This is a genomic window from Rhodococcus sp. NPDC060090 (assembly GCF_042729855.1).
In the GTDB taxonomy this organism is placed as follows: Bacteria; Actinomycetota; Actinomycetes; order Mycobacteriales; family Mycobacteriaceae; genus Rhodococcus.
On sequence record NZ_JBHWXB010000011.1, the window covers coordinates 111,657 to 136,086 of the forward strand.

Genomic DNA, 24,430 nt, shown 5'->3' on the forward strand with positions numbered 1-24,430 from the left:
CCTCTCGGTCGCTGGGCAGTCCGGGTGCAGGGGCGACAGGACTTGAACCTGCAACCTGCGGTTTTGGAGACCGCTGCTCTGCCAATTGAGCTACGCCCCTTTGGCCGATCATCGGCGTCGACACTTCGACACCTCGCAGATCGGCCGATCTGCGATCACATGACACGCGCGCCACCCCACCGGTACATCCAAGTACCGAAGGGCAGCGCGCTGCGCTATGCGATCCCAGAAGCCCTAGTGTACTGCATTGCCCCGGGACTACCCAATCCGCTCGACCGTCAAGCCAAGCGGACCGTTGCCGTGGCCCGACCGAAGATCTTGCGTCCTTCGGACTTCGCCACGATCGCGACCACTGCCGTCCTGCTTTCCGGGTCCACCGACTTGACCTTGCCGGTGAACTCGATTGCGGCGGCCTTGTCGGCCTCCACGAACACCGGGCTCGTGAAGCGAACATTGTATTCGTTCACAGCGCCCGGATCGCCGAGCCAGTCGGTGACGAAGCCGGCAGCAATGCCCATGGAGAGCATGCCGTGCCCGACCACGTTGCGCAAACCGGCAAGTTCGGCAACCTTGTCGCTCCAGTGGATCGGGTTGGGATCACCCGACACACCGGCGTAATTGACCAGGTTTCCACGCGTGAGCGTCACGACACGCGAGGGAAGTTTCTCGCCCACCGTCACGTCGACGAAGCTACGGAGCGTCATGCATCATCACATCCTTGACCGCCTCCGCGATGTTCGCGTCGACCTCACCACCCGTACGACCGACGAGCGTGGTCCACGTGGTCAACACGAGATTGTCGTACTGATCCGTGATCACGTTCTTGGTGGTGATGATGTCGCTGCCGGCAACCTGACGGAAATCGTCGAGGTACACGTCGCAGAACAACCGATCGCCGACCTGGATCGGCCGGTGCAACACCAAGCGCTGATCGGTCTGCATGATCTGGCTGAGATCGTATCCGGTGACGATCTCCTCGAACAGCTTCCGCTGTGCGATCATCCCGATGATCGAGACGAAGGTCAGCGGAGCGATCAGGCCGTCGTATCCGAGGCCTTTCGCTGCTTCTTCATCGTGATGCGCCGGGTGAGAATCGAGTACGGCGCGGGCGTACTCACGCACCTTCTCACGGCCGACCTCGTAGAAGTCGTCCACTCGGTAGTGATGTCCGACCATGGAGGCGGCGTGGGCGGCGGCATCGAACGGGATCCCGGCCCGTTCGGTCACGTCCACGGGTTCATCGTTCACAAGAATGTCTGTCATACGCAAAACCTCCGCAATTCCGCTCAACGCCTAACGGCGTGGGCGGTACTGCGGAGAGCTCACGCGTCGACGTCGATCCCGAACAGGCTACTTCGACTCGCGATGCGACTGATGGGTGCCGCAGTTCGGGCAGAATTTCTTCAGCTCGAGGCGGTCTGGATCGTTACGACGGTTCTTCTTGGTGATGTAGTTGCGGTGCTTGCACACCTCGCAGGCCAGAGTGATCTTCGGCCGAACGTCGGTGGAGGAGGCCACGGGATGCCTTCTTTCGCGTAAATCTGACCACTTCGGATCAGGGTGGTTCGTTCTACTTCGGTAGCGGTGACCGGACTTGAACCGGCGACGCAACGATTATGAGTCGTTTGCTCTACCAACTGAGCTACACCGCCTCGGTGTCGAGTGTCGCAGATAAAGGGCGCCACTCCAATCCAGCGAGCCCCCTGACGGAATCGAACCGTCGACCTTTTCCTTACCATGGAAACGCTCTGCCGACTGAGCTAAGGGGGCGCGGCCACCGTGAGCATCTCTGCTCGCTGCGGCCTCCAAAAGATTACACACACTCGCCGTCAGTACAAAATCTGCAGGTCGGAGCATGTAAACGCACCCGAGTGCCCCGACACGGACACCCCTTGAAACCACCCGAGATGCAGAACAGCCCCGGTTCCGCGGAACCGGGGCTGTTCTGTGTGGCAGATGTAGGATTCGAACCTACGTAGGCATAAGCCGACGGATTTACAGTCCGCTCCCATTGGCCGCTCGGGCAATCTGCCGGGTGCGTCGGGATCAGCTCCTCGATGCGATTGGAAGAATACAACGCACACCCCCCTCGATTGCAAACCGGGTGGTTACGGGCCTGCGCGAAGCGATACCGTCGGCTGGACACGACCCCCTACCGACCGATCCGAAGTGGAGACAACAAACGTGGCTGATTCGTCATTCGATGTGGTGAGCAAGGTTGATCGTCAGGAGGTGGACAACGCCCTGAACCAGGCGGCGAAGGAGATCTCGAATCGCTTCGACTTCCGGAACACCGGCGCATCCATCGTGTGGGCAGGCGAGGAATCCATCACCATCACCGCAGATACCGAAGACCGCGTCCTCGCAGCACTCGAGGTGTTCAAGGAAAAGCTGATCCGACGCGACCTGTCGCTCAAGGCCTTCGACGCAGGTGAGCCGGCCCAGTCCGGAAAGTCGTACAAGCTCACCGGTTCGCTGGTGGAAGGTATCTCACAGGAGAACGCGAAGAAGATCTCCAAGCTGATCCGAGACGAGGCCCCCAAGGGTGTCAAGGCCCAGATCCAGGGCGAGGAACTGCGGGTGAGCAGTAAGAAGCGGGACGATCTGCAGGCAGTGATCTCGCTGCTCAAGAACGCAGACCTCGACATCGCACTGCAGTTCGTGAACTACCGCTAGGCCGTCGACCCGGAACCGATTCCGGCTTTCGTACGAACAAGGGTGCCTTCCGTGAAAGCTCACGGAAGGCACCCTTGTTCGGTCGGCGGGATCAGTACAGGCCCGCCATGCGCTCGAGCCGCTCGATCCGATCGGCCATGGGCGGATGGGTCGAGAACAACCGGTTCACCTTCTCGCCGGCCCGGAAGGGGTTCGCGATCATCATGTGCGACTGAGCGGCCAGCTTGGGTTCCGGAGGCAGCGGCGCCGCCTGCGTCCCGCGTTCGAGCTTGCGCAGGGCCGATGCCAGCGCCAGCGGGTCGCCGGTGAGCTCGGCCCCCGATTTATCCGCCTGATACTCCCGTGAGCGCGACACGGCCAGCTTGACGACCGAGGCCGCGATGGGCCCGAGCAGCGACACGAGCAGCAATGCGAGGGGGTTGGCACCACCAGCACGGTTTCCGCCGAACGCGCCGGCAAAGAACGCGAAGTTCGCCAGACCAGAGATCACCGCGGCCATCGCACCCGCCACCGACGAGATCAGGATGTCCCGGTTGTAGACGTGCGACAGTTCGTGACCGAGCACCGCCCGTAGTTCTCGTTCGTCGAGGATCTGCAGAATCCCGGACGTGCAGCACACAGCCGCATTTCGAGGATTCCGTCCGGTCGCGAACGCGTTGGGTGCGTTGGTGGGGCTTACGTACAGACGCGGCATGGGCTGGTGCGCGGTCGTCGCGAGTTCGCGCACGATCCGGTACATCTGCGGCGCCTGCACCTCTGTGATCGGCTGGGCGTGCATCGCCCGCAGTGCGAGCTTGTCGCTGTTGAAATACGCGTAGCCGTTCATACCGACGGCCACGACCACGGAGATCACCAGGATCGTCGTGTTCTGGAACAGAGCGCCTATGAACACGATCAGTGCGGACATCCCGATCAGCAACGCTGCCGTCTTCAGGCGGTTGGCATTTCCGTGCACGTCACGCCTCTTCCCCGAACATCGCTCGGGCGGGACGACGTTTCCGCTGCCCGACCCGACGATATCTGTCCCATCTACTGTCCGCTCAACGGACAAGGAGATCCGGAGGTTCCCCGTGGCGCCTACCCGACGCGAGCCACAGTGAAATCGACCAAGCGCCGGAGCGCCTCGTTGGCGGGGCCCTGCGGCAGCGCAGCGAGCTCGGTGTGCGCCTGATCGACGTAGGTCTGCAGGGTCTTCCTGGCGGCGTCCATCCCCGACGACCGCTTGAGCAGTTCGAGTGCCTCTGCGACCAGCGCCTCGTCTTCGAGAGGACCGACGAGGAGTTCGCGGAGCCTGTCGGCGTCCGCTCCCTCGCCCTGCAGTGCGTACAGCACGGGCAGGGTGTGCACGCCCTCACGTAGGTCGGTACCGGGAGTCTTGCCCGAGTCCGTCGTATCCGACGCGATGTCGATGATGTCGTCGACGATCTGAAATGCGACACCCACCGCGTCTCCGAGCCGCTCCAGCCGCGCGATCTGCTCCTCGTCTGCGCCCGAGAATGTGCCTCCGAACCGGCCCGCAGCGGCGATCAACGACCCGGTCTTCTCCCACACCACACGCAGGTAATGGTCGATCGGGTCCTTCTTCGCGCTGACGCCGATGGTTTCGCGCATCTGGCCGGTGACCAGCTCGGCAAAGGTCTTCGCGATGACCTCCACCGCGGAGGGTCCGAGTGTGGACGTGAGCCGCGACGCGTGGGCGAACAGGTAGTCGCCGGCAAGGATCGCCACGCTGTTGCCCCACCGCACGTTCGCGCTGGGCGCTCCGCGCCGCACGGTCGCCTCGTCCATGACGTCGTCGTGGTAGAGCGTGGCGAGGTGGACGAGCTCCACCACTGTTGCGGCCGTCACGATCGACGGATCGTTCGGCCTGGGGCCCAACTGCCCGGTGAGCACCGCGAACAGTGGCCGGAACCGCTTCCCTCCGGCCTTCGCGAGGTGCAGTGCCGCTTCGGTCAGAAAATCCTCACCGTCGGACAATTCCTCGACCATCAGCGTCTCGACCGCGGCCAACCCGTCGCGCACGTTGTCGGCCAGGGCCGGGTCGCCGAGCTCCACACCTGCGACCACGGTGTTCGACACCGTGCCGGCGGCCGACGCCGCCCCCTCAGTGCTCACAGAAGTACCCATCCTGTCTGTCGGCTCGGCTCCACGGTAGTGAACCTAGCCGCTCGTTTCGTCACCCACCTCGCCGAGGCGCCGATCCGCGCCTGAGATGATGGACGCGTGGTGGCCGACAATTCCGCGGGAGAACCGCACCGATCCTTGTCCTACATGCCCGACAGTACCGACGTGCTGGTCATCGGCGCTGGCCCTGCCGGGTCATCCGCCGCGGCGTGGGCGGCCCGATCCGGACGCGAAGTGCTTCTTGTCGACGCGGCTACATTCCCGCGCGACAAGACATGCGGCGACGGTCTGACACCGCGGGCGATCACCGAACTCGAGCTGCTCGGTCTGGGCGAGTGGGTGCGCACGCGCACCGTCAACCGTGGACTGCGGCTGGAAGGGTTCGGAGGCAGATTCGAACTTCCATGGCCGTCCGGAGCGTTCCCGTCGTCGGGCAGCGCGGTCCCCCGCACCGAACTCGACGATCGGATCCGCCGCACCGCGGTGGAGGCAGGCGCACGCATGGTCGAGGGCGCGAAAGCGGTCGACGTGGAGCGCGACGGCGATCGGGTGACCGCTGTGGCCTTCCGCACGGCCGACGGTCCGCGCACTGTCGCATGCCGACGCCTCGTCGTCGCCGACGGAGTCCGCTCCCCGATCGGTAAGGTGCTCGGCAGGCAGTGGCATCGCGACACCGTCTACGGCGTTGCGGCCCGCGCCTATGCCACCTCGCCGCGCAGCGACGATCCCTGGATCACCTCTCACCTCGAACTTCGGGACGATGCCGGGACCCTGCAGGCCGGATACGGGTGGGTGTTCCCGCTCGGCACCGGCGAGGTGAACCTCGGCGTCGGCACCCTGGCGACCGCCGCGCGTCCCGCAAACGGCTCGCTGCGTCCGCTGATCGAGCTGTACGCCACGAAACGACGCTCCGAATGGGAACTCGGCGAGGTGACACGTGTCGCATCCGCATTGCTTCCGATGGGTGGTGCCGTCTCCGGTGTCGCCGGACGCAACTGGGCACTGGTCGGGGACGCCGCTGCCTGTGTGAATCCTCTCAACGGCGAAGGGATCGACTACGGGCTCGAAGGCGGCCGGTTGGTTGCCGAGATCCTCGACAGCGACGACCTCACCGAAATGTGGCCGGCATTACTGCGCGAGCACTACGGCCGGGCGTTCTCCACGGCCCGCCGACTCGCGGGCCTGCTCACCCGACCGAAGTTCCTTCCGTCGACCGGGCCGGTGGGGATGCGCTCACGCACGCTGATGACGGTCGCGGTGCGGGTGATGGGGAACCTGGTCACCGACGAGGACGACGACCTCGTCGCCCGCGTGTGGCGGACCAGTGGACGCATGTCGATGCGATGGGATCGACAGCCTCTGTTCTCCTGAGACGCCTGCCGCTAGCGGACTGCGTGATGCAGCACGGTGATGCCGCCGGTGAGGTTGCGCCACCGTACATCGCGCCATCCCGCAGCCTCGATGCGCTCGGCGAGATCTTCCTGCGCGGGCCACGCCCGGATCGATTCGGCCAGGTAGACATATGCGTCGGGGTTGCTACTCACCAGCCGCGCAACGCCAGGAAGCGCCCGCATGACCACTTCCATGTAGATCGTGCTCAAGGGCTCGTGCACGGGCGTGGAGAACTCGCAGACCACGAGTCGACCACCGGGCTTCGTCACACGCGCGATCTCGCGCAGCGCCGCATCGGTGTCGGCGACGTTGCGCAAGCCGAATGAGATCGTGGCCGCGTCGAACACGGCGTCGGCGAACGGCAGGCTCATCGCATCGCCCGCGACCATGGGCACCTTCCGGAACTCACCGGCGTGGAGCATGCCCTTGGAGAAGTCCGTCGCGACGACCCACGCACCGGACCGCCCGAGTTCGACCGTCGAGACCCCGGTTCCGGCAGCGAGGTCGAGCACCCGCTCCCCCGGTTCGAGATCGAGCGCCGAGCGGGTGGCCCGACGCCACTCCCGGTCCAGCCCGAACGTCAGCACCGTATTGGTCAGGTCGTAACGCGCTGCGACGCCATCGAACATGGACGCGACCTCGCGCGGCTCCTTGTCGAGAAATGCGCGCAAACCGTGAGTTTTTGCCACGGCCGAAACGTTACCTTCCCGACGAGCGCGCCCTTCCCTGAGACCGTCCACCACTACGCGGTGTGAGGAAGCCGGACAGGAGTACCGCCTTGCACATCCTCGTAATGACCGAGGAGTTCGTCACAGATCACCGGCCAGGTACGACCGAGCACGCTTCGACGTGCTGCACGGCCGAACTCCGACCGCAGTCGCGCATCGGCGAGCGCACTGAGTGCACCGGGCAGTAGTTCGGCGAATCGGTCGGTGGCCAGCCGGTACCCGTTACGGCAATGCGCGACCAGATCCCGGGGCCCACCCGCGTCGGGCACCACGGTCGGCAGGCCGCTGGCCTGCGCCTCCTGCACCGCCTGACAGAAAGTCTCGTGCTCGCCCGGATGGACGAAGACATCGAGACAGGCATAGGCGCGAGCCAGGTCGTCCCCGTCCAACTGCCCGGTGAACACCGCCTGCGGCATCAATGCCTCGAGTCGTGCTCGTTCGGGTCCGTCCCCCACCACGACAAGACGGAATACGCCGCCCTGCGCGACGGAAGCAAGTCGCTCGACGTGCTTCTCCGGTGCGAGTCGACCCACGAACCCGATGATGGGCCGCCCGTCCGGCGACCACTGCGCACGAAGCGCGTCATCCCTCTTCGACGGTGCAAACCGATCGATGTCGACACCGCGTCCCCACCGGTGGACACGAGGAACACCGTGGGACACGAGAGCATCGACGGCCGACGACGACGGGGCAAGAGTTCGGTCACACCCCCTGTGGAGGCGTCTCGTCCACCGCCACGACGCGCGAGCCACGACCCCGAGTCCGTAACTCTCCGCAAACCCCGCGACGTCGGTCTGGTAGATCGCAACGGTCGGCACGAGCATCCTCTTCGCCGCCGCGAGGCCACCGGCACCGAGAAAGAACGGTGACGCAAGGTGGACCACATCGGGACCGAAGGCCCGCAACGTGGCGACCATGTCGAACTGGGGCACCCCGACCGGCAGTGAACTGATCTTCGGCACTCTCACCGCGGGGACCCGATGCACGGCCACACCGAGATACTCGGTCGGGGCAGGAGCACATCCCGCAACGGTGTCCGGTGCGACGACGATCGCGTCGTGTCCTGTCCGATCGAGGTGCTCGAGGACTCGCAACACCGAGTTGGTGACGCCGTTGACGTTCGGGAGGAAGGATTCCGCGACGATGGCTACTCGCACCACGCCACCATGGAGGGTCCATCGGTCGATGAGGTGCGCTGCAGTCGACAAGCCGGCGAAGACGAAGCGAACGTTTCACACTCGGACGGCTTCAGCGCTCAGATGAAGGGCAACGGCTCCGTCTCCGTGCGAGAGAACCGCCGCAGGTATACGAGAAGCCCACCGGCGATCACCCAGGTTGCGACGATCACCGAGCCGGCAGGCACGAGTGCGATACGCGCATCCCGTCCGGTCACCCGCACCAGATCCGGATCGCTGCGCGCGTACTCGACGGCAATGCGCTGCCCGGCGGTGAGACCCGTGGGGTAGAGCACACCGAGTTCAGGATTGTGGGTCACACCATCCGGAGTGACGAAACTCACCGCAGATCGGAGTGACCCCGCCGACAACACTTCGGCTGTGGCGGTGCCCATGTCGGATCGGATCGTGTGGTCGTTGCGCCACGCACCGAGCACCAGGACCAACGCCAGCGCGGAGATTCCGATTGCGATGGCCAGAACGATCCACCGCGCACGCGCCAGCGTCACATTCCCAGCGGTCACATTCCCAGCGGTCACATTCCCAGCGGTCACATTCCCAGCCGCTACGCTCCCACCCGCTACGCTCCCACCCGTCACATTCCCACCCGTCACGTTCCCACCCGCTGCGCTCCCGCCCGCTGCGCTCCGACCCGGAAACTCGGAATCGGACTTCACAGCTGCGACCGCACCGCAGCGTGCAGCTCTCGCAGCCCGGCACGATCGGTGGTGACCTCGACGACCCGGATTCCACCGGAGGGCGGCCTGACATCCGCCAGTGCAATCGCCAAGCCGTGGAGGTCCACACGGCTGTGCGGAACTCGATATGCCGCGCACAACGCTGCCAGGTCCATCCCGTGAGGGGTGCCGAACACGCGCTCGAACACACCCGCGTACTGAGGATCACCCTGCTCGAGGAGTTCGAAGATTCCACCGCCGTCGTCGTTGGCGACGATGATCGTGAGGTCGCGTGGTCGTGGTTCCGGTGTACCGACCAACAGGCCCGAAGCATCGTGCAGGAAGGTCAGGTCGCCCATCAGCGCGATGGTGCGTCCCTCCTCGTAGGCGAGCGCTGCGCCCACCGCCGTCGACACCGTCCCGTCGATACCTGCGACACCGCGATTGGACAGCACTTTCACGCCCGGCTTCGGATAACTCACGAGTGCTGCGTCGCGTACCGGGTTGGAGGCGCCGAACAACATCTGGTCGCCCTCACGCAGCGCGTCCGTCACCACCGCCGCGACATGCAGACCGGTCGCGACGGGGTGCGCGTCGAGCTGGGCCCGCACCGCTTTGTCGGTGTGTGCGGACAACTGGCGGCACCGCTCGAGCCACGCCTCGTCCGGTACGCCGGAAACCACCGCGCGGGTACCCGTGGCGAGAACGTTTCCTGAGACGTCGGGCCAACGTGGGCCGGTGGTCAGCGCGTATACCGCGACGTTCGGGTCGGCGAGCAGCCGCGACACCGGTCTGTGCAGGGTGGGCCTGCCCGTGATGATGGCCTGCTTCGGTGCAATATGTGTCAGTGCCAGGGGGTGGAGCGGAAGCCCGTGCAACGGTGCGGTCGGCTCTGCGACGGTCGGCAGCCCGGCGAGTTCGGGCCTGAAGGCCGAGCCGTGCCCGGACACCACGACGGTGTCGGGGGTGATGTCGATCTCCACGGGCACATCGAGTGTCGCGTACGCGGTCGTGGTCCAGGCCTCGCCGTGGCCCCGCCCCTCCGGCACCGCGCCTTGTGGTCCGGCATCGGGCACCAGCGGTTCCCGCAGAGGGATGTCGAAGTGCACGGGGCCCGCGTTGCCGGACCGGGTGCCGCGAGCAGCCGCCAGGACACGGCTGACCGCCGAGCGCCACTGACTGTTCTGCTCGATCCCCTCGGCGAGGCCGAGGCTGATCGTCGCCCGGACCTGACTGCCGAACAGTCCGAGTTGCTCGACGGTCTGGTTCGCGCCCGATCCGAGCATCTCGTAGGGCCGATTGGCAGAGAGCACGACGAGCGGAATCCGGGCGTAGTTCGCTTCGAGGACAGCGGGGCCGAGGTTCGCCACGGCGGTACCGGAGGTCATGACGACCGGTACCGGACGTCCGGATGCGAGCGACAGACCGAGCGCGAGGAAACCCGCGGTCCGCTCGTCGATGCGCATGTGCAGCCGCACGCGGCCGGCGTTGTCGGCGGCCTGAAGTGCAAAGGCGAGCGGTGCATTGCGCGAACCCGGACACAACACCACGTCCCGGACGCCGCCCCGGGCAAGTTCGTCGACGACAGCGGTGGCCTGAGCGGTGGACGGATTCACGATCTCCAGGGTAGTGCGGGCCGCGCGGCGACCCGGGCGCAACCCGGGCCGGGACACCGTGGGGACATCCCGAAGCGTGCAACCGAGAATGGTGTGATGCGCACTGTCTTCGACCCTTCCGACCTCAGCGCCGGACGGTTTTATCGCCTGCTCACCGCCACAATCGTGCCTCGTCCTATCGCGTGGGTGTCGACGGTGTCCGCGGACGGCATCGCGAATGTGGCTCCCTACAGCTTCTTCACTGTGGCGAGCACCTCACCTCCGGTCGTGCAGTTCACCTCGGTGGGGAGGAAGGACAGTCTTCGAAACATCGAGGAGACCGGCGAATTCGTCATCAACGTCGTGTCGGTGCCGTTGATGGACGAGGCGAACGCGTCGTCTGCTGCATTTGCGCACGATGTCGACGAGTTCGCAGCGGTGGGGCTTCACGCGGAGGCGAGCGAGCGGGTGCGTCCGCCACGGGTCGCGCAGTCGCCCGCGTCGATCGAATGCACTCTTCATCGGGTGATCGAGGTGGGCGATTCGTTCGTCGTCATGGGTGATGTGGTCGCGGTGACCGCTCGACCGGAGGTGCTCGCCGAGGACGGTGCACCAGATTTCGCGCTCCTCGCACCCGCGAGCAGGCTCGGACGGATCGAGTGGGGCCTCACGCCCGAGGTTCGGAACATCGACAGGCCCGGTTCCTGACCCGAAGTTGCCGGACTCCCGAAGTTGTCGGCCCGGAAACGAACCGGTGCCGTGGCGGATCCGAGGATCTGCCACGGCACCGGGCCGAAGAGCTGTTCGTCCTAGGCTGCGTGCTTCTGGATGAGGGCACCCAGACGCGGCAGAGCCTCGACGACGTGCTTCTGAGCTGAACCGCGGAGCGACTCGTAGACCTTCTTGACGGCGGCCTTGTCGGAGCCCGCGATCTTGTCGTCGGTCACGCCGAGCAGCGCGTTGGCGACCTCGTCGCCGCGTGCGGTGAGGTATTCGGCGAACGAACCGTTGCCTGCGAAGTCGGCCCAGAAGGGCTGAAGCCGCTCGACGAAGTCGGGCAGCAGGCCTTCGACCGCGCCCGGCACGATCGACGGGCCGACCTTCTTCACCGTGGCGTATCCGCCCTTGAGTGCGAGGCCCGACGCGCCCTTCTTGTCCGACACCTCAGCGTCGATGAGTGCGAGGACGTCGCTCTGGACCGCCGGGAGTTTATCGGCGCCGAGCAGGGCATCACCGAGAGCTGCAACCACTTCCATGCCTCCGTTTTGTGAAGAATGTGACTGTTGGGACGCCCGAACGATATACGACGACGCACACCATGCCTATTCCGCAGTCACGTAAGGAGCGCATGGCATCGGCGCACTCGATCGAGCCACCACCGTTCCCGTTCCTCGTCGACGCGCACGGCATCGAGTCCTGGCCGGCTCGGCGCCACCCTACCGACCGGCAGAGTGCCGTTCGACATGCCCCGCGCAGCCGCCACATCCGCAGTGAAGAAGCCGCCCGTACCGAGTCCACACGCGAACGGAAGGTCGGGCAGCGCAGCCGCCGCCGCGAGTCCGGCACCCATCCCCACGGACGAATCGAGGGCGCTCGACACGACCACCGGAACGTCGTGCTCGGCAAGCTCTCCGGCCAGTGTGAGCAGGCGGCGTATGCCTCCGAGCGGGGCAACCTTGACGATCGCCACGTCTGCCCCACCGGCGCGAACGACACGCATCGGATCCTCGGCCCGCCTGATGCTCTCGTCGGCCGCTATCCGGACACCACCCGGAATCCTGTTCTGTAGCCTGCGCCGGACCTCGACGAGTTCGGGCACCGTCGCGCAGGGTTGTTCGGCGTATTCGAGGGGGGCCTCGGCGGCCAGTGCGGTCAGGGCCGTCACCGCATCGTCGACGCTCCACCCGCCGTTGGCGTCGACCCGCACGTGGGGCACCAGTTCGCGCACGGCACGCACCCGTGCGAGATCCTGCGCAAGATCCTGACCGCGTTCCGCGACCTTCACTTTCGCCGTGCGCGCTCCCGGAAACCTCGCCAGAACTCCCGGGACCTGCTCCGGGTCCACGGCCGGCACCGTCGCGTTGACGGGTATATGCGAACGCAGGGGTTCGGGGTCCTCGAGCCACGCCGATTCGAGCGCGGAGCGGAGCCATTCGGCAGCCTCGGCGTCGGCGTATTCGGGGAACGGTCCGAACTCTCCCCATCCGGCCGGGCCCTCGACGAGGACGACCTCCCGCTCGGTGATGCCCCGGAACCGCACCCGCATCGGGAGCGAGACGACCACCGCGGTGGCCAGCACCTCGTCGAGCGGTGGGATCTCCTCGGTCCCGTACGAGGTCACGGCTGTCCCGGAAGCAATTCGATCATCAACGCTTCGGAGTCGGCGAGAACCGTGCCGTCCAGATCCTGCAGTTCGGCGCTGCAGAACGCCTTCCGTCCGTCGACGCTGTCCACGCGCCCCTCGACGACGAGCTCGTCCCACAGCGGCGTGATCTTGCGGTAGTTGACGTGCAGGTAGCCGGTGCGGGCGATCGGCCGTCCGGACGCGTGGATGACCATCCCGAAAAGGTCGTCGAACAGCAACGGAAGGGTGCCACCGTGCACAGCTCCGTTACCTCCGAGGTGGTAGCGGCGGAAGTGGCCTCGTTCGCGTACACCGTCGGCATCGAACTTCTCGATGGTCCACGGTGGCAACAGCAGGCTGCCGCGTCCGGGGAGGTCCACGTTGAATCCGGCGGGCGACTTCCCTTCTCCCACCTTGTAGGACTCGAGCATGTCACCGAGCGCTTCGGCCTGCGCAATCGCCTGGTCGACGACTTCGTCGGGTGCGTGCGTGGAGACCGCCAGATCCTGCAGGCGACGGAACGCGTCGACGAAGCGGCCGAAGTTCGGTCCCGCCTTCACCGGCTCGTAGACGGGGAAACCGCCGTGATGCTCGTGCGTGTCGTCGCCGGTGCGGTCGTTCAGCTCGCTCATGATCCTGCACGTTATCCGGCCGACGTGCGCGCCGGGAGCCGACCCGGCCTTAAGGTGACGACGTGACCTTCACTCCTGAACTGTGGCGCCCCGTTGCGGGGTTCGAGAACCTCACCGACATCACCTACCACCGTCATGTCACGCAGGGCACTGTCCGCGTCGCATTCGATCGGCCTGAGGTGCGCAATGCGTTCCGTCCGCACACCGTCGACGAACTGTATGCCGTGCTCGACCACGCACGCACCACATCCGACGTGGGTGTGGTGCTGCTGACCGGCAACGGCCCGAGCGCCAAGGACGGCGGCTGGGCGTTCTGCTCGGGCGGCGACCAGCGCATTCGCGGACGTAGCGGCTACCAGTACGCCACCGGCGAGACCGCCGACACCGTCGACAAGGCCCGCGCGGGCCGGTTGCACATCCTCGAGGTGCAGCGTCTCATCCGGATGATGCCGAAGGTGGTGATCGCGCTCGTCAACGGCTGGGCCGCAGGCGGCGGGCACAGCCTGCACGTGACGTGCGACCTCACGCTGGCGTCGCGCGAGCATGCCCGTTTCAAGCAGACCGACGCCGACGTGGGCAGCTTCGACGGCGGCTACGGAAGTGCATACCTCGCCAAGATGGTCGGCCAGAAGTTCGCCCGCGAGATCTTCTTCCTCGGCGACACGTACACCGCCGAGGACATGCACCACATGGGCGCGGTCAACCGGGTCGTCGACCACGACGAGCTGGAGAACGTCGCTATCGAGTGGTCCGAGAAGATCAACGGGAAGTCGCCGCAGGCGCAGCGGATGCTCAAGTACGCATTCAACCTGCAGGACGACGGTCTCGTCGGCCAGCAGTTGTTCGCGGGCGAAGCCACCCGCCTGGCATACATGACCGACGAAGCGGTCGAGGGTCGCGACGCCTTTCTCGAGAAGCGTGACCCCGACTGGTCGCCGTACCCGCACTACTACTGATCGAACGCGTGCGCTGACAGTCTGCGCACGCGAAGTTCACGCACAGTCGTAGCAGTACGGGGCCTCCCCCGACGACGATGCTCTCCGATGGTCGTGGTGCACGAGAAAGCAGCGGGTGCAGGTGAATTCGTCCGCCTGCTTCGGCACCACGGGCACAGCGAGTTCTTCGTCGGACAGGTCGGCGCCCGGCAGATCCGGCGATTCGGTGACCTCGGCTTCGTCGGCGTCGGGGAGGCCCGTCGGCTTCAGTGCGAGTTCGTCGAGCGCTGTGCCGGAGCCGCCGAGTTCGTTGGTGCGGCGGACGTCATAATCGGTGGCCATCACAGTCTCCTGGTCCGTGCGGGGCATTGTTGTCCCGCCCCGAGGCCGGGGCGTGTCGGTGCACGTACGGCACCTGTGTGCAGGGGTGTCCCGTCTCGCGCACTTCCAAACCTCGTGCACTTTCAAACCTCGTGCACTTTCAAACCTCGCGACGCTTTTCGAATGCGCTCCACGGACAGACCGGCTCTTGCCCGGTGGTAGCGAGCAGGTGTCGGGCCTGCTGCTCGGGATCCGCGTCCGGAACCCGGCGGGATGCGCTGCCGACAAGATCGGATGCCGTACCGGACGGGACCGGACCGATGTCGCTGCGGGTTCGCGTCATCCGATGTGATGACCTCCGCGTCCTCCCCCTGCCCGACGCGCGCACACGGTGTCCTGCGCGAGGGTCGACGACATGGCCACCACCCACACTGCTGCACCGTCCCGCGCTCGGATCGCTGCGCTCGACGTCGCGCGCGGAATCGCGATTCTGGGCACACTCGGTACGAACATCTGGATCTTCACCGATCCCGCCGGGATCGTCGGCTATCTCGAGACGGCGGGATCGGATCCGTGGCCGCAGCGCATCCTGATGCAGCTCGCGCAGGGCAAGTTCCTGGGGCTTCTCAGTTTGATGTTCGGGGTGGGCCTCGCGATCCAGGCCGCATCGGCGCGACGAGCGGGGCGGGCATGGCCCGGGAACTACCGGACGCGGGCGTTCCTGCTGTTCGTCGACGGGCTCGTGCACTTCTTCCTCGTCGCCGAGTTCGACGTGCTGATGGGCTACGCGGTGGTGTCGATGCTCGTGTGCGGCGTGGTGGTGTCCTCACATCGCACCCGGATGTGGATTGCAGGCACCGCTGCCGTCGTGCACATGCTGCTCGTGACCACAGTCGTGGTCGCGCTCGCAGCAACCCCAGCCTCGGAGGGCTCCTCCAGCGAGCCGACGGACATCTTCGCGACCGGTAGCTGGTGGGACCTGGTGGTGTTCCGTACCGAGAACCTGCTTGCCTTCCGTGCCGAGATGATCATCGTGGTGCCGCTGACCATCGTGATGTTCCTCGCCGGTGCCGCCCTGTTCGATGCGGGCGTCTTCGATGAACGCGGCGCTCGCCTACGCCGCAAGCTCATGGTGGTCGGAGGCATCGCCGCACCCGTCGACATCGCTGTGGGTCTATTCGGTGGCAGCGCAGGTCTGTTCGCGTCCCGCTACGCAATGGCGCCGTTCGTGGCCGTCGGACTGTTGGCGCTGATCGCGCAGTGGTATTCGACTCGCGACCGCGTCGGCACCCTCGGCGGATGGCTGCAGGGCATCGGCAAGACCGCGCTGAGCTGCTACATCCTGCAGAACGTCATCGCGTCGGTGATCTGCTACGGCTGGGGATTCGGCCTTGCCGCGCGGATCGACCCCACGTACCGGACCCAGTTCACCGTCGCGGTGTACCTCGCGGTGTGCGCGATCCTCGTCGCCGCGAGCCGGCTGTGGCTACGGAGGTTCCGGCAGGGGCCGGTCGAGTGGCTGTGGAAGGCGTCGTTCGACCTGCTCACCCGTGGCGGTTCCGACCGGCCGGAGACGGACCCTCAGCGCGCCGGGTCGGGCACACTCCATGCGTGACCGATCGCGAGCGGCCCGATTTCTCGCACACCGGACCGCAGGACGGATAGACACAGCGAAGATGAGGCCATGAAGATGAGGCCATGGAGATCCTGAGCAGCCGGACGATCCTTCGCCCCCGCGACTACGACGCCACACTGCAGTTCTACGGACGGACACTGGGGCTTGCCGTCGCCCGGGAGTATCCGGGTGGCACCGTGTTCTTCGCAGGCCAGGGACTGATCGAGATCGCTGCGCACGGCGGACGCGACAACGCGCAGAGCTTCCACGGAGCACTGTGGTTACAGGTACGGGACGTGTACGCCGCGCAGAACGAGCTCGCCGAGGCAGGTATCCCGATCACCCGGGCAGCCAGGCAGGAGCCGTGGGGGCTGCACGAGATGTGGATCGACGACCCGGACGGGATCCCCCTGGTTCTGGTGCAGATTCCGCCGGATCATCCGATCCGGCGCGACCTCCGCTGAACCCGCCGCGGTGACATTGCACACGGTCCGCACCTGCCACCTCCCGTTCGAGTGCGAATCCTCCCGAAGAGAGCCGTGGGCAACCTCCCAGTAGCTGTACATTCACCGCCCGTTTACCCCACAATCGGAAGACGTGACCGCAGAGTTCGTTGTCCTACTGGTAGTGGTCGTCACTGCCCTCGCATTCGATTTCACGAACGGCTTCCACGACACGGGCAACGCGATGGCCACATCCATCGCCACCGGAGCGTTGAAACCGAAAACCGCTGTCGGCTTGTCGGCCGTGCTCAACCTCGTCGGCGCCTTCCTGTCCGTCGAGGTCGCCGCGACCGTCGCCAAGGGTGTGGTGAATCTCGACAGCACCGGAGGTTCATCGCTGTTGGTGATCGTGTTCGCCGGGCTCGTCGGCGGCATCCTCTGGAATCTCGCGACGTGGCTGTTCGGCCTGCCGTCGAGTTCGTCGCACGCATTGTTCGGCGGGCTGATCGGCGCCGCCCTCGCCGCGCTCGGCACGAGCGGTGTCGTGTGGGACGGAGTACTGGGCAAGGTGATCATCCCGGCCCTGCTCGCACCCGTCGTCGCCGCACTGGTCGCGATGGTAGGCACATGGTCGGTACATCGCCTGACTCACGACATTCCCGAAGAGACGCGCGGCAAGGGCTTCCGGATCGGTCAGATCGGCACGGCGTCGCTGGTGTCGCTCGCGCACGGCACCAACGATGCGCAGAAGACGATGGGCGTGATCTTCCTGGCGCTCGTCGCGTACGGAACCATCACTCCCGACACCGAGATGCCGTTCTGGGTGAAGTTCACCTGCGCCGTCGCCATTGCGCTGGGCACGTATCTCGGCGGCTGGCGGATCATCCGCACACTCGGCAAGGGCCTGGTCGAGATCACGCCTCCTCAGGGCATGGCGGCGGAATCCTCGTCGGCCGCGATCATCCTCACGTCCAGCCATTTCGGACTGCCGTTGTCGACCACGCACGTGGCCACCGGCTCGATCCTCGGCACCGGACTCGGCACGAAGGGCGCCGAGGTGCGCTGGGGTATCGCCGGCCGAATGGCCGTGGCGTGGCTGATCACCCTGCCGTGCGCGGGTGTGGTCGGTGCCGTGTGCTGGCTCATCGCCCATCTGATCGGCGGTCTGGCCGGTGTCCTCGTCGTGTTCGCAATTCTGTGTGCACTCGCGGGTGTCATGTACCTGCGGTCGCGGCTGCAGCCGGTCGATGCGTCCAACGTGAACGCCTCGTGGGAGGGCGTCTCCGAAGCCGAAGCCCAGAACACCGATCCCGTCGTTCAGGAGGGGCGCGCGTGAACCTGCTGGTCTCCACACTCGATTCACTGTGGCAGGTTGTGGTGGTCGGCGTCGTTCTGGGAGCAGGCCTGCCCGCGGTCTTCGCACTCGGGATGCGGTCACTGTCGCTCGGAAATGACGGCGCAGGCGCGGTTGATCCCGGTCGCCGAACGCTGGGCCGTATCGGTGCGATCGCGTGTTTCACCGTTGTCGTCGTCGCGATCATTGCTGGGATACTGCTGTTGACTGCGGACTTCCTGTCCAGCAGCTTCGGTATTCACCTGTTCTGATCATCACCGAAGAGATCATCACCGAAGAGAAGGACCAACGATCACCTTGCCTCGGCATTCCCTTCGCTCGGTACTGGACTGGCTACGTGCCGGTTATCCCGAAGGAATCCCTCCCAAGGATCACTTCGCGCTCCTGTCCGTCCTCCGGCGGAAGTTGACGGACGAGGACATCTCCGAGATTCTCGAGCTGTCGGTCGCGACCGCCCACGAGCATCCGCAGCGGCACGTCGACTACGACACACTGCGGCAGATCATCGCTGGGGTGCTGCAGGAACAACCGACCGACGAAGACCTCGAACGGGTCACAGAACAGCTCGTCGCAGGGGGCTGGCCTGTGGTCTCGGCCGACGACGACCCCGACGGCGACGAGCCCGGCGACGAGCCCGGCGACGAGCCGCGCACAGGGACTCTCTGAGGAACACGCCGATGCTTCCTCCCTTCCTCGCTTCGATCATCGAATGGTTGCGTGCCGGGTATCCGGAGGGCGTACCCGAGCAGGACTACGTGCCACTGTTCGCGCTCCTGAAGCGCCGACTGTCCGACGAGGAGGTCGATCAGGTTGCCGACGCCCTCATCGACGAAGGCGATCTGCCGATCACCAAAACCGACATCGCCGTCCTCATCACCAAGGTCACCAACGAGATGCCACTCGGACACGACATCGACCGTGTCCGCGTGCACCTCGAGGCCGGCGGATGGCCACTGACCGGGCGCGACCGGTGAGCCGGGCCCTCACCGTCCTCCGTGTCCCGACCGGAGACAGGGTCCACGACGTCGTGCCCGCGCTGCAGCGCATGCTCGACGGCCAGAGCCCTCCCCTGCTGCCGATTCCCGCCGACGACGACCGGGAGATCCGCCGCCTCACCGACGCGCTGCACCCCGGCGAACCGATCGACGATGCAGTCGGCCTCGTCGTCGCGACCTCGGGTACCACCGGAATCCCCAAGGGCGCTCAGCTCACCGCGGGGGCGTTGCGAGCCAGCGGAGACGCCACCCACGAGCGGATCGGCGGCACCGGTTCGTGGTTGCTTGCATTACCTGCGCACCACATCGCGGGGATGCAGGTGCTGCTGCGGAGCATCCTGTCGGGTACCGAACCCGTGATCGTGGATGTCTCCGGCGGGTTCGATCCCGCCACTCTGCCCGCTGCGGTCGCAGCGATGCGCGGACCGCGACGCTACTCGTCGATGGTGCCGACCCAGCTCATCAAGGCCCTCGACCATCCGGATGCGCTCGGCGCGCTCGCGGACCTCGACGCGATCCTGCTCGGCGGTGCGGCCACCCCGGAACCGGTGCTGCGTCGGGCACGCGAGGCCGGTGTGAACGTCGTGCGCACGTACGGCATGAGTGAGACGTGTGGCGGGTGCGTCTACGACGGCGTCCCGCTGACGGGCGTCGACGTCCGTATCGATGCGGACACCCGCGTATGGCTCGGCGGTTCGGTGCTCGCATCCGGGTACCGCGGGCTCCCCCACCATCCGGCGTTCACCGCGCCGGGCTGGTTCCGCACCGACGACGCCGGGCTGGTCGACGACGGTGTCCTTCGCATCCTCGGCCGGCTGGACGAGGCCATCTCGTCCGGCGGGCTGACCGTGGTTCCCCAGGTCGTCGAAGCCGTCCTCGTCGAGCACCCCGCAGTCCGGGAGGTCGCGGTGATCGGACTGCCCGACGACCGACTCGGCCAGCGGGTGGTGGCGGTCGTCGTCCCGGAGGAGGGTTTCTCTCCCACGCTCGGCGAACTACGCGAGTGGACGACAGCGACCCTGGATTCGACCGCGGCACCCCGCGAGCTGCATCTGCTGGACGCACTGCCCCTGCGCGGGCCGGGCAAGATCGATCGTCGCGCTCTGGTCACCAGGTTTTCCTGAGCGACGAGCCGGGTCCCGCCCCGGACGGGCGGCCGCCGAAGTGCGAAGATCGACGAATGGCAACCGCTGGTCAATGGCTCGAAGGAGCTCGTCCCCGCACCCTCCCGAACGCGATCTCCCCCGTCATCGTGGGTACGGGTGCCGCCGCGGTACTCGATGATGCGGTGTGGTGGAAGGCGCTGCTGGCACTGGTGGTCTCGCTCGCCCTCAATATCGGGGTGAACCTCGCCAACGACTACTCCGACGGCATCCGCGGCACCGACGACGAGCGGGTCGGACCGATGCGGCTGGTCGGTTCGGGTGCGGCATCCCCGGGCGCAGTCAAACGCGCCGCCTTCGCATGTTTCGGAGTCGCTGCGGTCGCGGGTCTCGTACTTGCCCTGACGAGCGCGTGGTGGCTGGTCCTGGTGGGCCTCGTGTGCATCGTGGGCGCGTGGTACTACACCGGTGGCCGTACCCCGTACGGCTACAGCGGTCTCGGTGAAGTGGCCGTCTTCGTCTTCTTCGGTTTGGTCGCGGTGCTCGGAACACAATTCGTGCAGGCCGAGCAGATCACCCTCGCCGGGTTGGCGGGCGCCGTGGCGATGGGCTGCTTCTCGAGCGCGGTGATGGTGACGAACAACCTGCGCGACATCCCCACCGACACCGAGAGCGGTAAGCGCACGCTGGCCGTCCGATTGGGCGACCCACGTACCCGCATGCTGCATCTCGGATTGCTCACGACGCCGTTCGCCATGTCGCTCGCACTGGTCGCGGTAACACCGTGGGCGTTGGTCGGTCTGCTCGCAGCTCCGCTCGCGGTGCGCGCACACGCGCCGGTGCGCTCAGGAGGGCTCGGCCTCGAGCTCCTGCCTGCGTTGCGCGACACCGCACTCGCGATGCTGGTGTGGGCGGTAGCGACGGGTATCGCACTCGCCTTCGGCTGATGCGCTCGGCGCGACGGGGATCGCGCTCGTCGTCCGGCCGAGAATCTCAGTCCCTGTCGGGAACGATCAGTCCGAGGACGAAGTTGACGAGGGCGATGATCAGGCCGCCCCAGAACGCCGCCCAGAATCCCGAGATCGTGAGTCCGCCGTCGAAGAATTCGGCCACCCACGAGGTCAGCCACAGCATCAGGGCATTGATGACGAGCAGGAAGAGCCCGAGGCTCAGGATGACCAACGGTAGTGACAGCAGCTTCACGAGCGGCTTCACCAGGGCATTGACCACGGTGAAGATCGCGGCGAGGATCAGCAGCTTTACCGCTGTTTCGACCGTGAACTCACCTCCGTCGACTCCGACGATGTCGACGCCGGTAACGAGTCGTGCCGCCAGCCACAGCCCGACCGCGTTGATGATCAACCGCAGGATCAGTGAAATCATGCAGACACTGTGACACATGTTCTCTCGACAGCTCGGTGTGGCTCATGTCGCGGCGTCGAGACGGGCGGTCAGAATCTGCCGGAGACGGTTCCGGGGTACGTGTGCCTCGATCAGTGACCTGGTTGCTGTGTCGTCGCTCCGCAGCAGTCCCAGCATGATGTGTTCGGAGCCGATCGAGCGGTCGCGGTGTGCGATCGCCTCGCGCAACGCCAGTTCGAGCGTCTTCTCGGCATTGCGTTCGAACGGGATGTGGTCGCCGAACAGATCCGAGAATCTCCCGCGGCGCTCCTTCGGTGCAGGCCGGTCCAGCACGCCTTCTCCGAAGGTGTCCTCGACCCGGGCTCGGACGGCGTCGAGGTCGATACCGATCGCTTCGAGCGCAGCCGCGTCGTCGGGTCCCAGCGGATGGTCCCGGTTCATTGCGGCCAGATCAGTGCGAGCTCCGTCGATGGTCAGGCCGACATCCGCAAGCGACGTGCGTAGGTGTTCGTCGGCGGTGACGAGCACGCCCAGCAACACATGTGCTGTAGCGATCCGATCCGCGTGCAGGCGGCGCGCTTCGGCCTGTGCCGCGACGACCGCCGAACGTGCGCTGTCGGTGAAACGTTCGAACATTGTTCTACCTGCGCTTCCGGTTGTACTTCTGGTGGACGGCCTGTCGGCTCACTTCGAGTGAGTCGGCGATCGCCTGCCACGACCAACCCTGCCGACGCGCGCTCTCGACCTGGATGGATTCGAGCCGTTCGAGCAGACGTCGCAGAGCAACGACAGCGCGCAGCCCTTCGGCGGGATCAGGACTCGCAGCAGATGCGGCGAGTGCGGTGGCTTCGTCACTCATGATGTCAATATAGGTTGACATCTTGAGGGTGTCAACGGAAATTGACAACCGAGCCATCAGGACGTCCCCAGCACCTGGTCAACCGTCGTCGCGCGGCTCCCAGCGGCCGGTCGCGGAAAACTTCTCCAGCACCCCGACCCACTCCGACGCCGCGAGCCCTTCCGCGGCCAGCCACTCGTCCGAGTAGTACGTATCGGCGTAACGCTCACCGCCGTCGCACAGCAGCGTGACCACGCTGCCCGTCCGACCAGCGGCCAGCATCTCGCCGATCAGACCGAACGCGCCCCACAGATTGGTTCCCGTCGATCCACCCACGCGCCTGCCCAGCGCAGCACTACCGTGGCGCATCGCCGCGATCGAGGCGGCATCGGGCACCCTGGCCATCCGATCGACGACCTGCGGCACGAACGAGGGTTCGACGCGCGGCCGGCCGATTCCCTCGATGCGCGACGGCATGCCCGTCGCATAGCCGGCGACACCGGTCTCGTACGCGCCGAAGAACGCCGAGTTCTCCGGATCGACGACCGCGAGCCGGGTGCGGTGGCGGCGATACCGGATGTAGCGGCCGATCGTCGCGCTGGTTCCACCGGTACCGGCACCCACGACGATCCAGTCCGGTACCGGATGCCGTTCGAGCTGCATCTGCTCGAAGATCGATTCGGCGATGTTGTTGTTGCCACGCCAATCCGTGGCCCGCTCCGCATTGGTGAACTGATCGAGATAACAACCATCGAGCTCGTCGGCCAGCCGTTGGGCCTCGGTGTAGATCTCCGGGGGACGGTCGACGTAGTGACACCGCCCGCCCTGCGCCTCGATCAAGGCAACTTTGGCCGGTGAGGTCCGCCGCGGTACCACCGCGACGAAGTCGAGTCCCAGCAGTTGCGCGAAGTACGCCTCACTCACCGCCGTCGAACCGGAGGACGCCTCGATGATGGGCGTGTCCTCACCGATCGACCCGTTGCACAGTCCGTACAGGAACAGCGACCGGGCGAGCCGATGCTTGAGACTGCCGGTGACGTGCGTCGATTCGTCCTTGATGTAGAGGTCGATCCCCCACTCCGCAGGCAGCGGATATCTCAGGAGGTGCGTATCGGCGCTGCGCTGCGCGTCGGCCTCGATCAACCGGATCGCGTTGTCCACCCAGATGCGGGACGCGCTGTGATCGACGATGCGAGACGCATTCTGATCGACGATGCGAGACGCATGCTGATCGACGATGCGAGACTCACGGCGATCGCCGGCACCCGGAGCGACATCCGTCACGTCTAGCCCTCGCCGCGCAGACGATTCTCGAGGTCGGCGCGGGTGGTGCGACGACGCTCGTCCACTGCGGCGATGCCCTCGTTCACCCGGCGACGCAGGCGCGCGAACAGGACCAGGGACAGCGGCAACGCGATGAGCACCGCGAACAATGCCGCGACGAGCAGGGGAATTTCCACACCGAACGCCTGAGGGACGTAGACGATGACCGCCGCGAGAACCACGACGAGCGCAAGCCTGGCCAGCGAATACAGTGCAATATCGCGCACTAGGGAGCCGGTGCCCGAATTACTCGCATTCGGTGTGTTTCGGATGGGGTCGTTCGGGGTATTCGCTGAGTCGGTGCGGTCTTCGTCGGTCACGCCACCAGGGTAGCCGTCGGTATCGATCCAGCCGCTTCCGGAAGCCATGACTGAAGTCGGACATGCGTCCGTTTTGTCCATTACTTCCGCTTTACCAACCACTGACCGTTCGAGCAACCAGGGGTCTCGGTGTCAACATGGCTTGGGACAACCCGATCGAACAACCCGATCAAGACAAAACAACCGGGAGGACATTCGCAATGAGCGCACCCACCTTCAATGGCGCCAAAGAATCCCTGCTGACCCCCGGCCAGGTCGCCGGCCTCTTCCATGTGGACCCCAAGACCGTGACCCGCTGGGCACACGCCGGCCGACTCGGCTCACTGCGCACGCCCGGTGGCCATCGCCGATTCCGCGAATCCGAGGTCCTTGCACTGCTGCGGTCCCTCACCACCGAAGCCACCCGCTGACGGAGACCGCCCGGCTTCGCGCGCGAGGCCGGGCGGTCTCCGATTCTGCATGTGTGCGATATTCGGAC

At 66.0% G+C, this 24,430-nt stretch carries 32 protein-coding genes and 4 tRNA genes; 13 read left to right on the forward strand and 23 right to left on the reverse strand.

Going from position 1 to position 24,430, the window contains the following annotated elements; translation table 11 throughout:
* Nucleotides 1-27: 27 nt before the first annotated feature.
* The 7 genes from ACFWCF_RS16455 to ACFWCF_RS16485 form a co-directional block, all read right to left on the reverse strand.
* Nucleotides 28-100: transfer RNA gene (locus ACFWCF_RS16455), tRNA-Trp, on the reverse strand.
* A gap of 178 nt (nt 101-278) precedes the next feature.
* The gene (gene hadB, locus ACFWCF_RS16460; protein WP_378563264.1) at nt 279-704 is read right to left on the reverse strand and encodes a (3R)-hydroxyacyl-ACP dehydratase subunit HadB; all 426 of its coding nucleotides are present in this window, start codon (nt 702-704) and stop codon (nt 279-281) included.
* The gene (gene hadA, locus ACFWCF_RS16465; RefSeq protein ID WP_378563267.1) at nt 691-1,263 is read right to left on the reverse strand and encodes a (3R)-hydroxyacyl-ACP dehydratase subunit HadA; all 573 of its coding nucleotides are present in this window, start codon (nt 1,261-1,263) and stop codon (nt 691-693) included. Before hadA ends, hadB begins: the two co-directional genes overlap by 14 nt.
* Nucleotides 1,264-1,350: 87 nt before the next feature.
* Nucleotides 1,351-1,518 carry a 50S ribosomal protein L33 gene (gene rpmG, locus ACFWCF_RS16470; protein WP_003941903.1) on the reverse strand — a complete coding sequence of 56 codons (168 nt, stop codon included), beginning with the start codon at nt 1,516-1,518 and terminating at the stop codon, nt 1,351-1,353.
* Nucleotides 1,519-1,579: 61 nt separating this feature from the next.
* Nucleotides 1,580-1,652, reverse strand: a tRNA-Met gene (locus ACFWCF_RS16475).
* A 45-nt stretch (nt 1,653-1,697) separates the two neighbouring features.
* Nucleotides 1,698-1,770, reverse strand: a tRNA-Thr gene (locus ACFWCF_RS16480).
* A gap of 180 nt (nt 1,771-1,950) precedes the next feature.
* Nucleotides 1,951-2,033, reverse strand: a tRNA-Tyr gene (locus ACFWCF_RS16485).
* 151 nt (nt 2,034-2,184) lie between these two features.
* Between ACFWCF_RS16485 and ACFWCF_RS16490 the strand changes: the two genes are divergently transcribed.
* Complete coding sequence (locus ACFWCF_RS16490) at nt 2,185-2,676, forward strand: YajQ family cyclic di-GMP-binding protein (RefSeq protein ID WP_378490299.1); 492 nt, start codon at nt 2,185-2,187, stop codon at nt 2,674-2,676.
* Between the two features lie 91 nt (nt 2,677-2,767).
* Here the strand turns inward: ACFWCF_RS16490 and htpX are convergent, their stop codons facing one another.
* A complete protein-coding gene (gene htpX / locus ACFWCF_RS16495) occupies nt 2,768-3,631 on the reverse strand; it encodes a zinc metalloprotease HtpX (RefSeq protein ID WP_378563270.1) in 864 nt (287 codons plus the stop codon).
* 122 nt (nt 3,632-3,753) lie between these two features.
* Nucleotides 3,754-4,803, reverse strand: a complete 1,050-nt coding sequence (locus ACFWCF_RS16500) for a polyprenyl synthetase family protein (protein ID WP_378563273.1) — start codon at nt 4,801-4,803, stop codon at nt 3,754-3,756.
* Between the two features lie 144 nt (nt 4,804-4,947).
* Here ACFWCF_RS16500 and ACFWCF_RS16505 point away from each other — a divergent pair, with 144 nt between their 5' ends.
* A complete protein-coding gene (locus ACFWCF_RS16505) occupies nt 4,948-6,171 on the forward strand; it encodes a geranylgeranyl reductase family protein (RefSeq protein WP_378563275.1) in 1,224 nt (407 codons plus the stop codon).
* 11 nt (nt 6,172-6,182) lie between these two features.
* Here ACFWCF_RS16505 and ACFWCF_RS16510 read toward each other — a convergent pair whose 3' ends face one another.
* The 4 genes from ACFWCF_RS16510 to menD all read right to left on the reverse strand — a co-directional run bounded on the left by ACFWCF_RS16510 (nt 6,183) and on the right by menD (nt 10,388).
* Nucleotides 6,183-6,881: a demethylmenaquinone methyltransferase gene (locus ACFWCF_RS16510; RefSeq protein ID WP_378563278.1), complete on the reverse strand. Its 699-nt coding sequence runs from the start codon at nt 6,879-6,881 to the stop codon at nt 6,183-6,185.
* Nucleotides 6,882-6,934: 53 nt separating this feature from the next.
* Nucleotides 6,935-8,077 carry a glycosyltransferase family 4 protein gene (locus ACFWCF_RS16515; protein ID WP_378563550.1) on the reverse strand — a complete coding sequence of 381 codons (1,143 nt, stop codon included), beginning with the start codon at nt 8,075-8,077 and terminating at the stop codon, nt 6,935-6,937.
* A 98-nt stretch (nt 8,078-8,175) separates the two neighbouring features.
* On the reverse strand, nt 8,176-8,619 hold the full coding sequence (locus ACFWCF_RS16520; RefSeq protein WP_378563280.1) for a DUF3592 domain-containing protein: 444 nt from the start codon (nt 8,617-8,619) through the stop codon (nt 8,176-8,178).
* A 149-nt stretch (nt 8,620-8,768) separates the two neighbouring features.
* Nucleotides 8,769-10,388: a 2-succinyl-5-enolpyruvyl-6-hydroxy-3-cyclohexene-1-carboxylic-acid synthase gene (gene menD, locus ACFWCF_RS16525; protein ID WP_378563283.1), complete on the reverse strand. Its 1,620-nt coding sequence runs from the start codon at nt 10,386-10,388 to the stop codon at nt 8,769-8,771.
* A gap of 96 nt (nt 10,389-10,484) precedes the next feature.
* Between menD and ACFWCF_RS16530 the strand changes: the two genes are divergently transcribed.
* On the forward strand, nt 10,485-11,075 hold the full coding sequence (locus ACFWCF_RS16530) for a flavin reductase family protein (protein ID WP_378563285.1): 591 nt from the start codon (nt 10,485-10,487) through the stop codon (nt 11,073-11,075).
* Between the two features lie 101 nt (nt 11,076-11,176).
* On the opposite strand, the gene ACFWCF_RS16535 is transcribed toward ACFWCF_RS16530, so the two are convergent.
* From ACFWCF_RS16535 to ACFWCF_RS16545, 3 genes are all read right to left on the reverse strand, one after another.
* Complete coding sequence (locus ACFWCF_RS16535) at nt 11,177-11,617, reverse strand: DUF6918 family protein (protein WP_378490350.1); 441 nt, start codon at nt 11,615-11,617, stop codon at nt 11,177-11,179.
* Nucleotides 11,618-11,700: 83 nt separating this feature from the next.
* Nucleotides 11,701-12,708: an o-succinylbenzoate synthase gene (locus ACFWCF_RS16540; protein ID WP_378490290.1), complete on the reverse strand. Its 1,008-nt coding sequence runs from the start codon at nt 12,706-12,708 to the stop codon at nt 11,701-11,703.
* Nucleotides 12,705-13,343 (reverse strand): PaaI family thioesterase, encoded by a 639-nt coding sequence (locus ACFWCF_RS16545; RefSeq protein ID WP_378490289.1) that lies wholly within the window; start codon nt 13,341-13,343, stop codon nt 12,705-12,707. The genes ACFWCF_RS16540 and ACFWCF_RS16545 overlap by 4 nt, the downstream gene beginning before the upstream one ends.
* Before the next feature lie 62 nt (nt 13,344-13,405).
* Between ACFWCF_RS16545 and ACFWCF_RS16550 the strand changes: the two genes are divergently transcribed.
* The gene (locus tag ACFWCF_RS16550) at nt 13,406-14,299 is read left to right on the forward strand and encodes a 1,4-dihydroxy-2-naphthoyl-CoA synthase (RefSeq protein WP_378490288.1); all 894 of its coding nucleotides are present in this window, start codon (nt 13,406-13,408) and stop codon (nt 14,297-14,299) included.
* A 36-nt stretch (nt 14,300-14,335) separates the two neighbouring features.
* On the opposite strand, the gene ACFWCF_RS16555 is transcribed toward ACFWCF_RS16550, so the two are convergent.
* Together ACFWCF_RS16555 and ACFWCF_RS16560 are read right to left on the reverse strand one after the other, a co-directional pair.
* Nucleotides 14,336-14,620, reverse strand: coding sequence for a DUF4193 domain-containing protein (locus ACFWCF_RS16555; RefSeq protein ID WP_378563289.1), 285 nt, complete (start codon nt 14,618-14,620; stop codon nt 14,336-14,338).
* Between the two features lie 139 nt (nt 14,621-14,759).
* Nucleotides 14,760-14,942: a hypothetical protein gene (locus tag ACFWCF_RS16560; RefSeq protein WP_378563291.1), complete on the reverse strand. Its 183-nt coding sequence runs from the start codon at nt 14,940-14,942 to the stop codon at nt 14,760-14,762.
* A 72-nt stretch (nt 14,943-15,014) separates the two neighbouring features.
* Here ACFWCF_RS16560 and ACFWCF_RS16565 point away from each other — a divergent pair, with 72 nt between their 5' ends.
* The 8 genes from ACFWCF_RS16565 (at nt 15,015) to ACFWCF_RS16600 (ending at nt 21,056) form a co-directional block, all read left to right on the forward strand.
* Nucleotides 15,015-16,214 carry a DUF418 domain-containing protein gene (locus ACFWCF_RS16565; protein ID WP_378563293.1) on the forward strand — a complete coding sequence of 400 codons (1,200 nt, stop codon included), beginning with the start codon at nt 15,015-15,017 and terminating at the stop codon, nt 16,212-16,214.
* 83 nt (nt 16,215-16,297) lie between these two features.
* A complete protein-coding gene (locus tag ACFWCF_RS16570; protein WP_378563295.1) occupies nt 16,298-16,678 on the forward strand; it encodes a VOC family protein in 381 nt (126 codons plus the stop codon).
* 133 nt (nt 16,679-16,811) lie between these two features.
* The gene (locus ACFWCF_RS16575) at nt 16,812-17,993 is read left to right on the forward strand and encodes an anion permease (RefSeq protein WP_378563297.1); all 1,182 of its coding nucleotides are present in this window, start codon (nt 16,812-16,814) and stop codon (nt 17,991-17,993) included.
* Entirely contained in the window at nt 17,990-18,262 is a 273-nt protein-coding gene (locus tag ACFWCF_RS16580; RefSeq protein WP_378490282.1) for a hypothetical protein, read from the forward strand. The genes ACFWCF_RS16575 and ACFWCF_RS16580 overlap by 4 nt, the downstream gene beginning before the upstream one ends.
* Before the next feature lie 46 nt (nt 18,263-18,308).
* On the forward strand, nt 18,309-18,677 hold the full coding sequence (locus ACFWCF_RS16585; RefSeq protein ID WP_378563299.1) for a DUF3349 domain-containing protein: 369 nt from the start codon (nt 18,309-18,311) through the stop codon (nt 18,675-18,677).
* 11 nt (nt 18,678-18,688) lie between these two features.
* A complete protein-coding gene (locus tag ACFWCF_RS16590; RefSeq protein ID WP_378563302.1) occupies nt 18,689-18,985 on the forward strand; it encodes a DUF3349 domain-containing protein in 297 nt (98 codons plus the stop codon).
* Nucleotides 18,958-20,130: an o-succinylbenzoate--CoA ligase gene (menE, locus tag ACFWCF_RS16595; protein WP_378563305.1), complete on the forward strand. Its 1,173-nt coding sequence runs from the start codon at nt 18,958-18,960 to the stop codon at nt 20,128-20,130. Before ACFWCF_RS16590 ends, menE begins: the two co-directional genes overlap by 28 nt.
* 56 nt (nt 20,131-20,186) lie before the next feature.
* Nucleotides 20,187-21,056 carry a 1,4-dihydroxy-2-naphthoate polyprenyltransferase gene (locus ACFWCF_RS16600; protein WP_378563308.1) on the forward strand — a complete coding sequence of 290 codons (870 nt, stop codon included), beginning with the start codon at nt 20,187-20,189 and terminating at the stop codon, nt 21,054-21,056.
* 46 nt (nt 21,057-21,102) lie between these two features.
* On the opposite strand, the gene ACFWCF_RS16605 is transcribed toward ACFWCF_RS16600, so the two are convergent.
* The 5 genes from ACFWCF_RS16605 to ACFWCF_RS16625 form a co-directional block, all read right to left on the reverse strand.
* Nucleotides 21,103-21,492 carry a phage holin family protein gene (locus tag ACFWCF_RS16605; protein WP_378563311.1) on the reverse strand — a complete coding sequence of 130 codons (390 nt, stop codon included), beginning with the start codon at nt 21,490-21,492 and terminating at the stop codon, nt 21,103-21,105.
* Nucleotides 21,493-21,534: 42 nt separating this feature from the next.
* The gene (locus ACFWCF_RS16610; protein WP_378563314.1) at nt 21,535-22,107 is read right to left on the reverse strand and encodes a Clp protease N-terminal domain-containing protein; all 573 of its coding nucleotides are present in this window, start codon (nt 22,105-22,107) and stop codon (nt 21,535-21,537) included.
* Between the two features lie 4 nt (nt 22,108-22,111).
* A complete protein-coding gene (locus tag ACFWCF_RS16615) occupies nt 22,112-22,330 on the reverse strand; it encodes a helix-turn-helix domain-containing protein (protein ID WP_378563317.1) in 219 nt (72 codons plus the stop codon).
* 78 nt (nt 22,331-22,408) lie between these two features.
* A complete protein-coding gene (locus ACFWCF_RS16620) occupies nt 22,409-23,500 on the reverse strand; it encodes a PLP-dependent cysteine synthase family protein (RefSeq protein ID WP_378563553.1) in 1,092 nt (363 codons plus the stop codon).
* Nucleotides 23,501-23,595: 95 nt separating this feature from the next.
* Nucleotides 23,596-23,904 carry a DUF4229 domain-containing protein gene (locus tag ACFWCF_RS16625; protein WP_378563556.1) on the reverse strand — a complete coding sequence of 103 codons (309 nt, stop codon included), beginning with the start codon at nt 23,902-23,904 and terminating at the stop codon, nt 23,596-23,598.
* 248 nt (nt 23,905-24,152) lie between these two features.
* Between ACFWCF_RS16625 and ACFWCF_RS16630 the strand changes: the two genes are divergently transcribed.
* The gene (locus tag ACFWCF_RS16630; RefSeq protein WP_378490274.1) at nt 24,153-24,362 is read left to right on the forward strand and encodes a BldC family transcriptional regulator; all 210 of its coding nucleotides are present in this window, start codon (nt 24,153-24,155) and stop codon (nt 24,360-24,362) included.
* Nucleotides 24,363-24,430 lie beyond the last annotated feature (68 nt).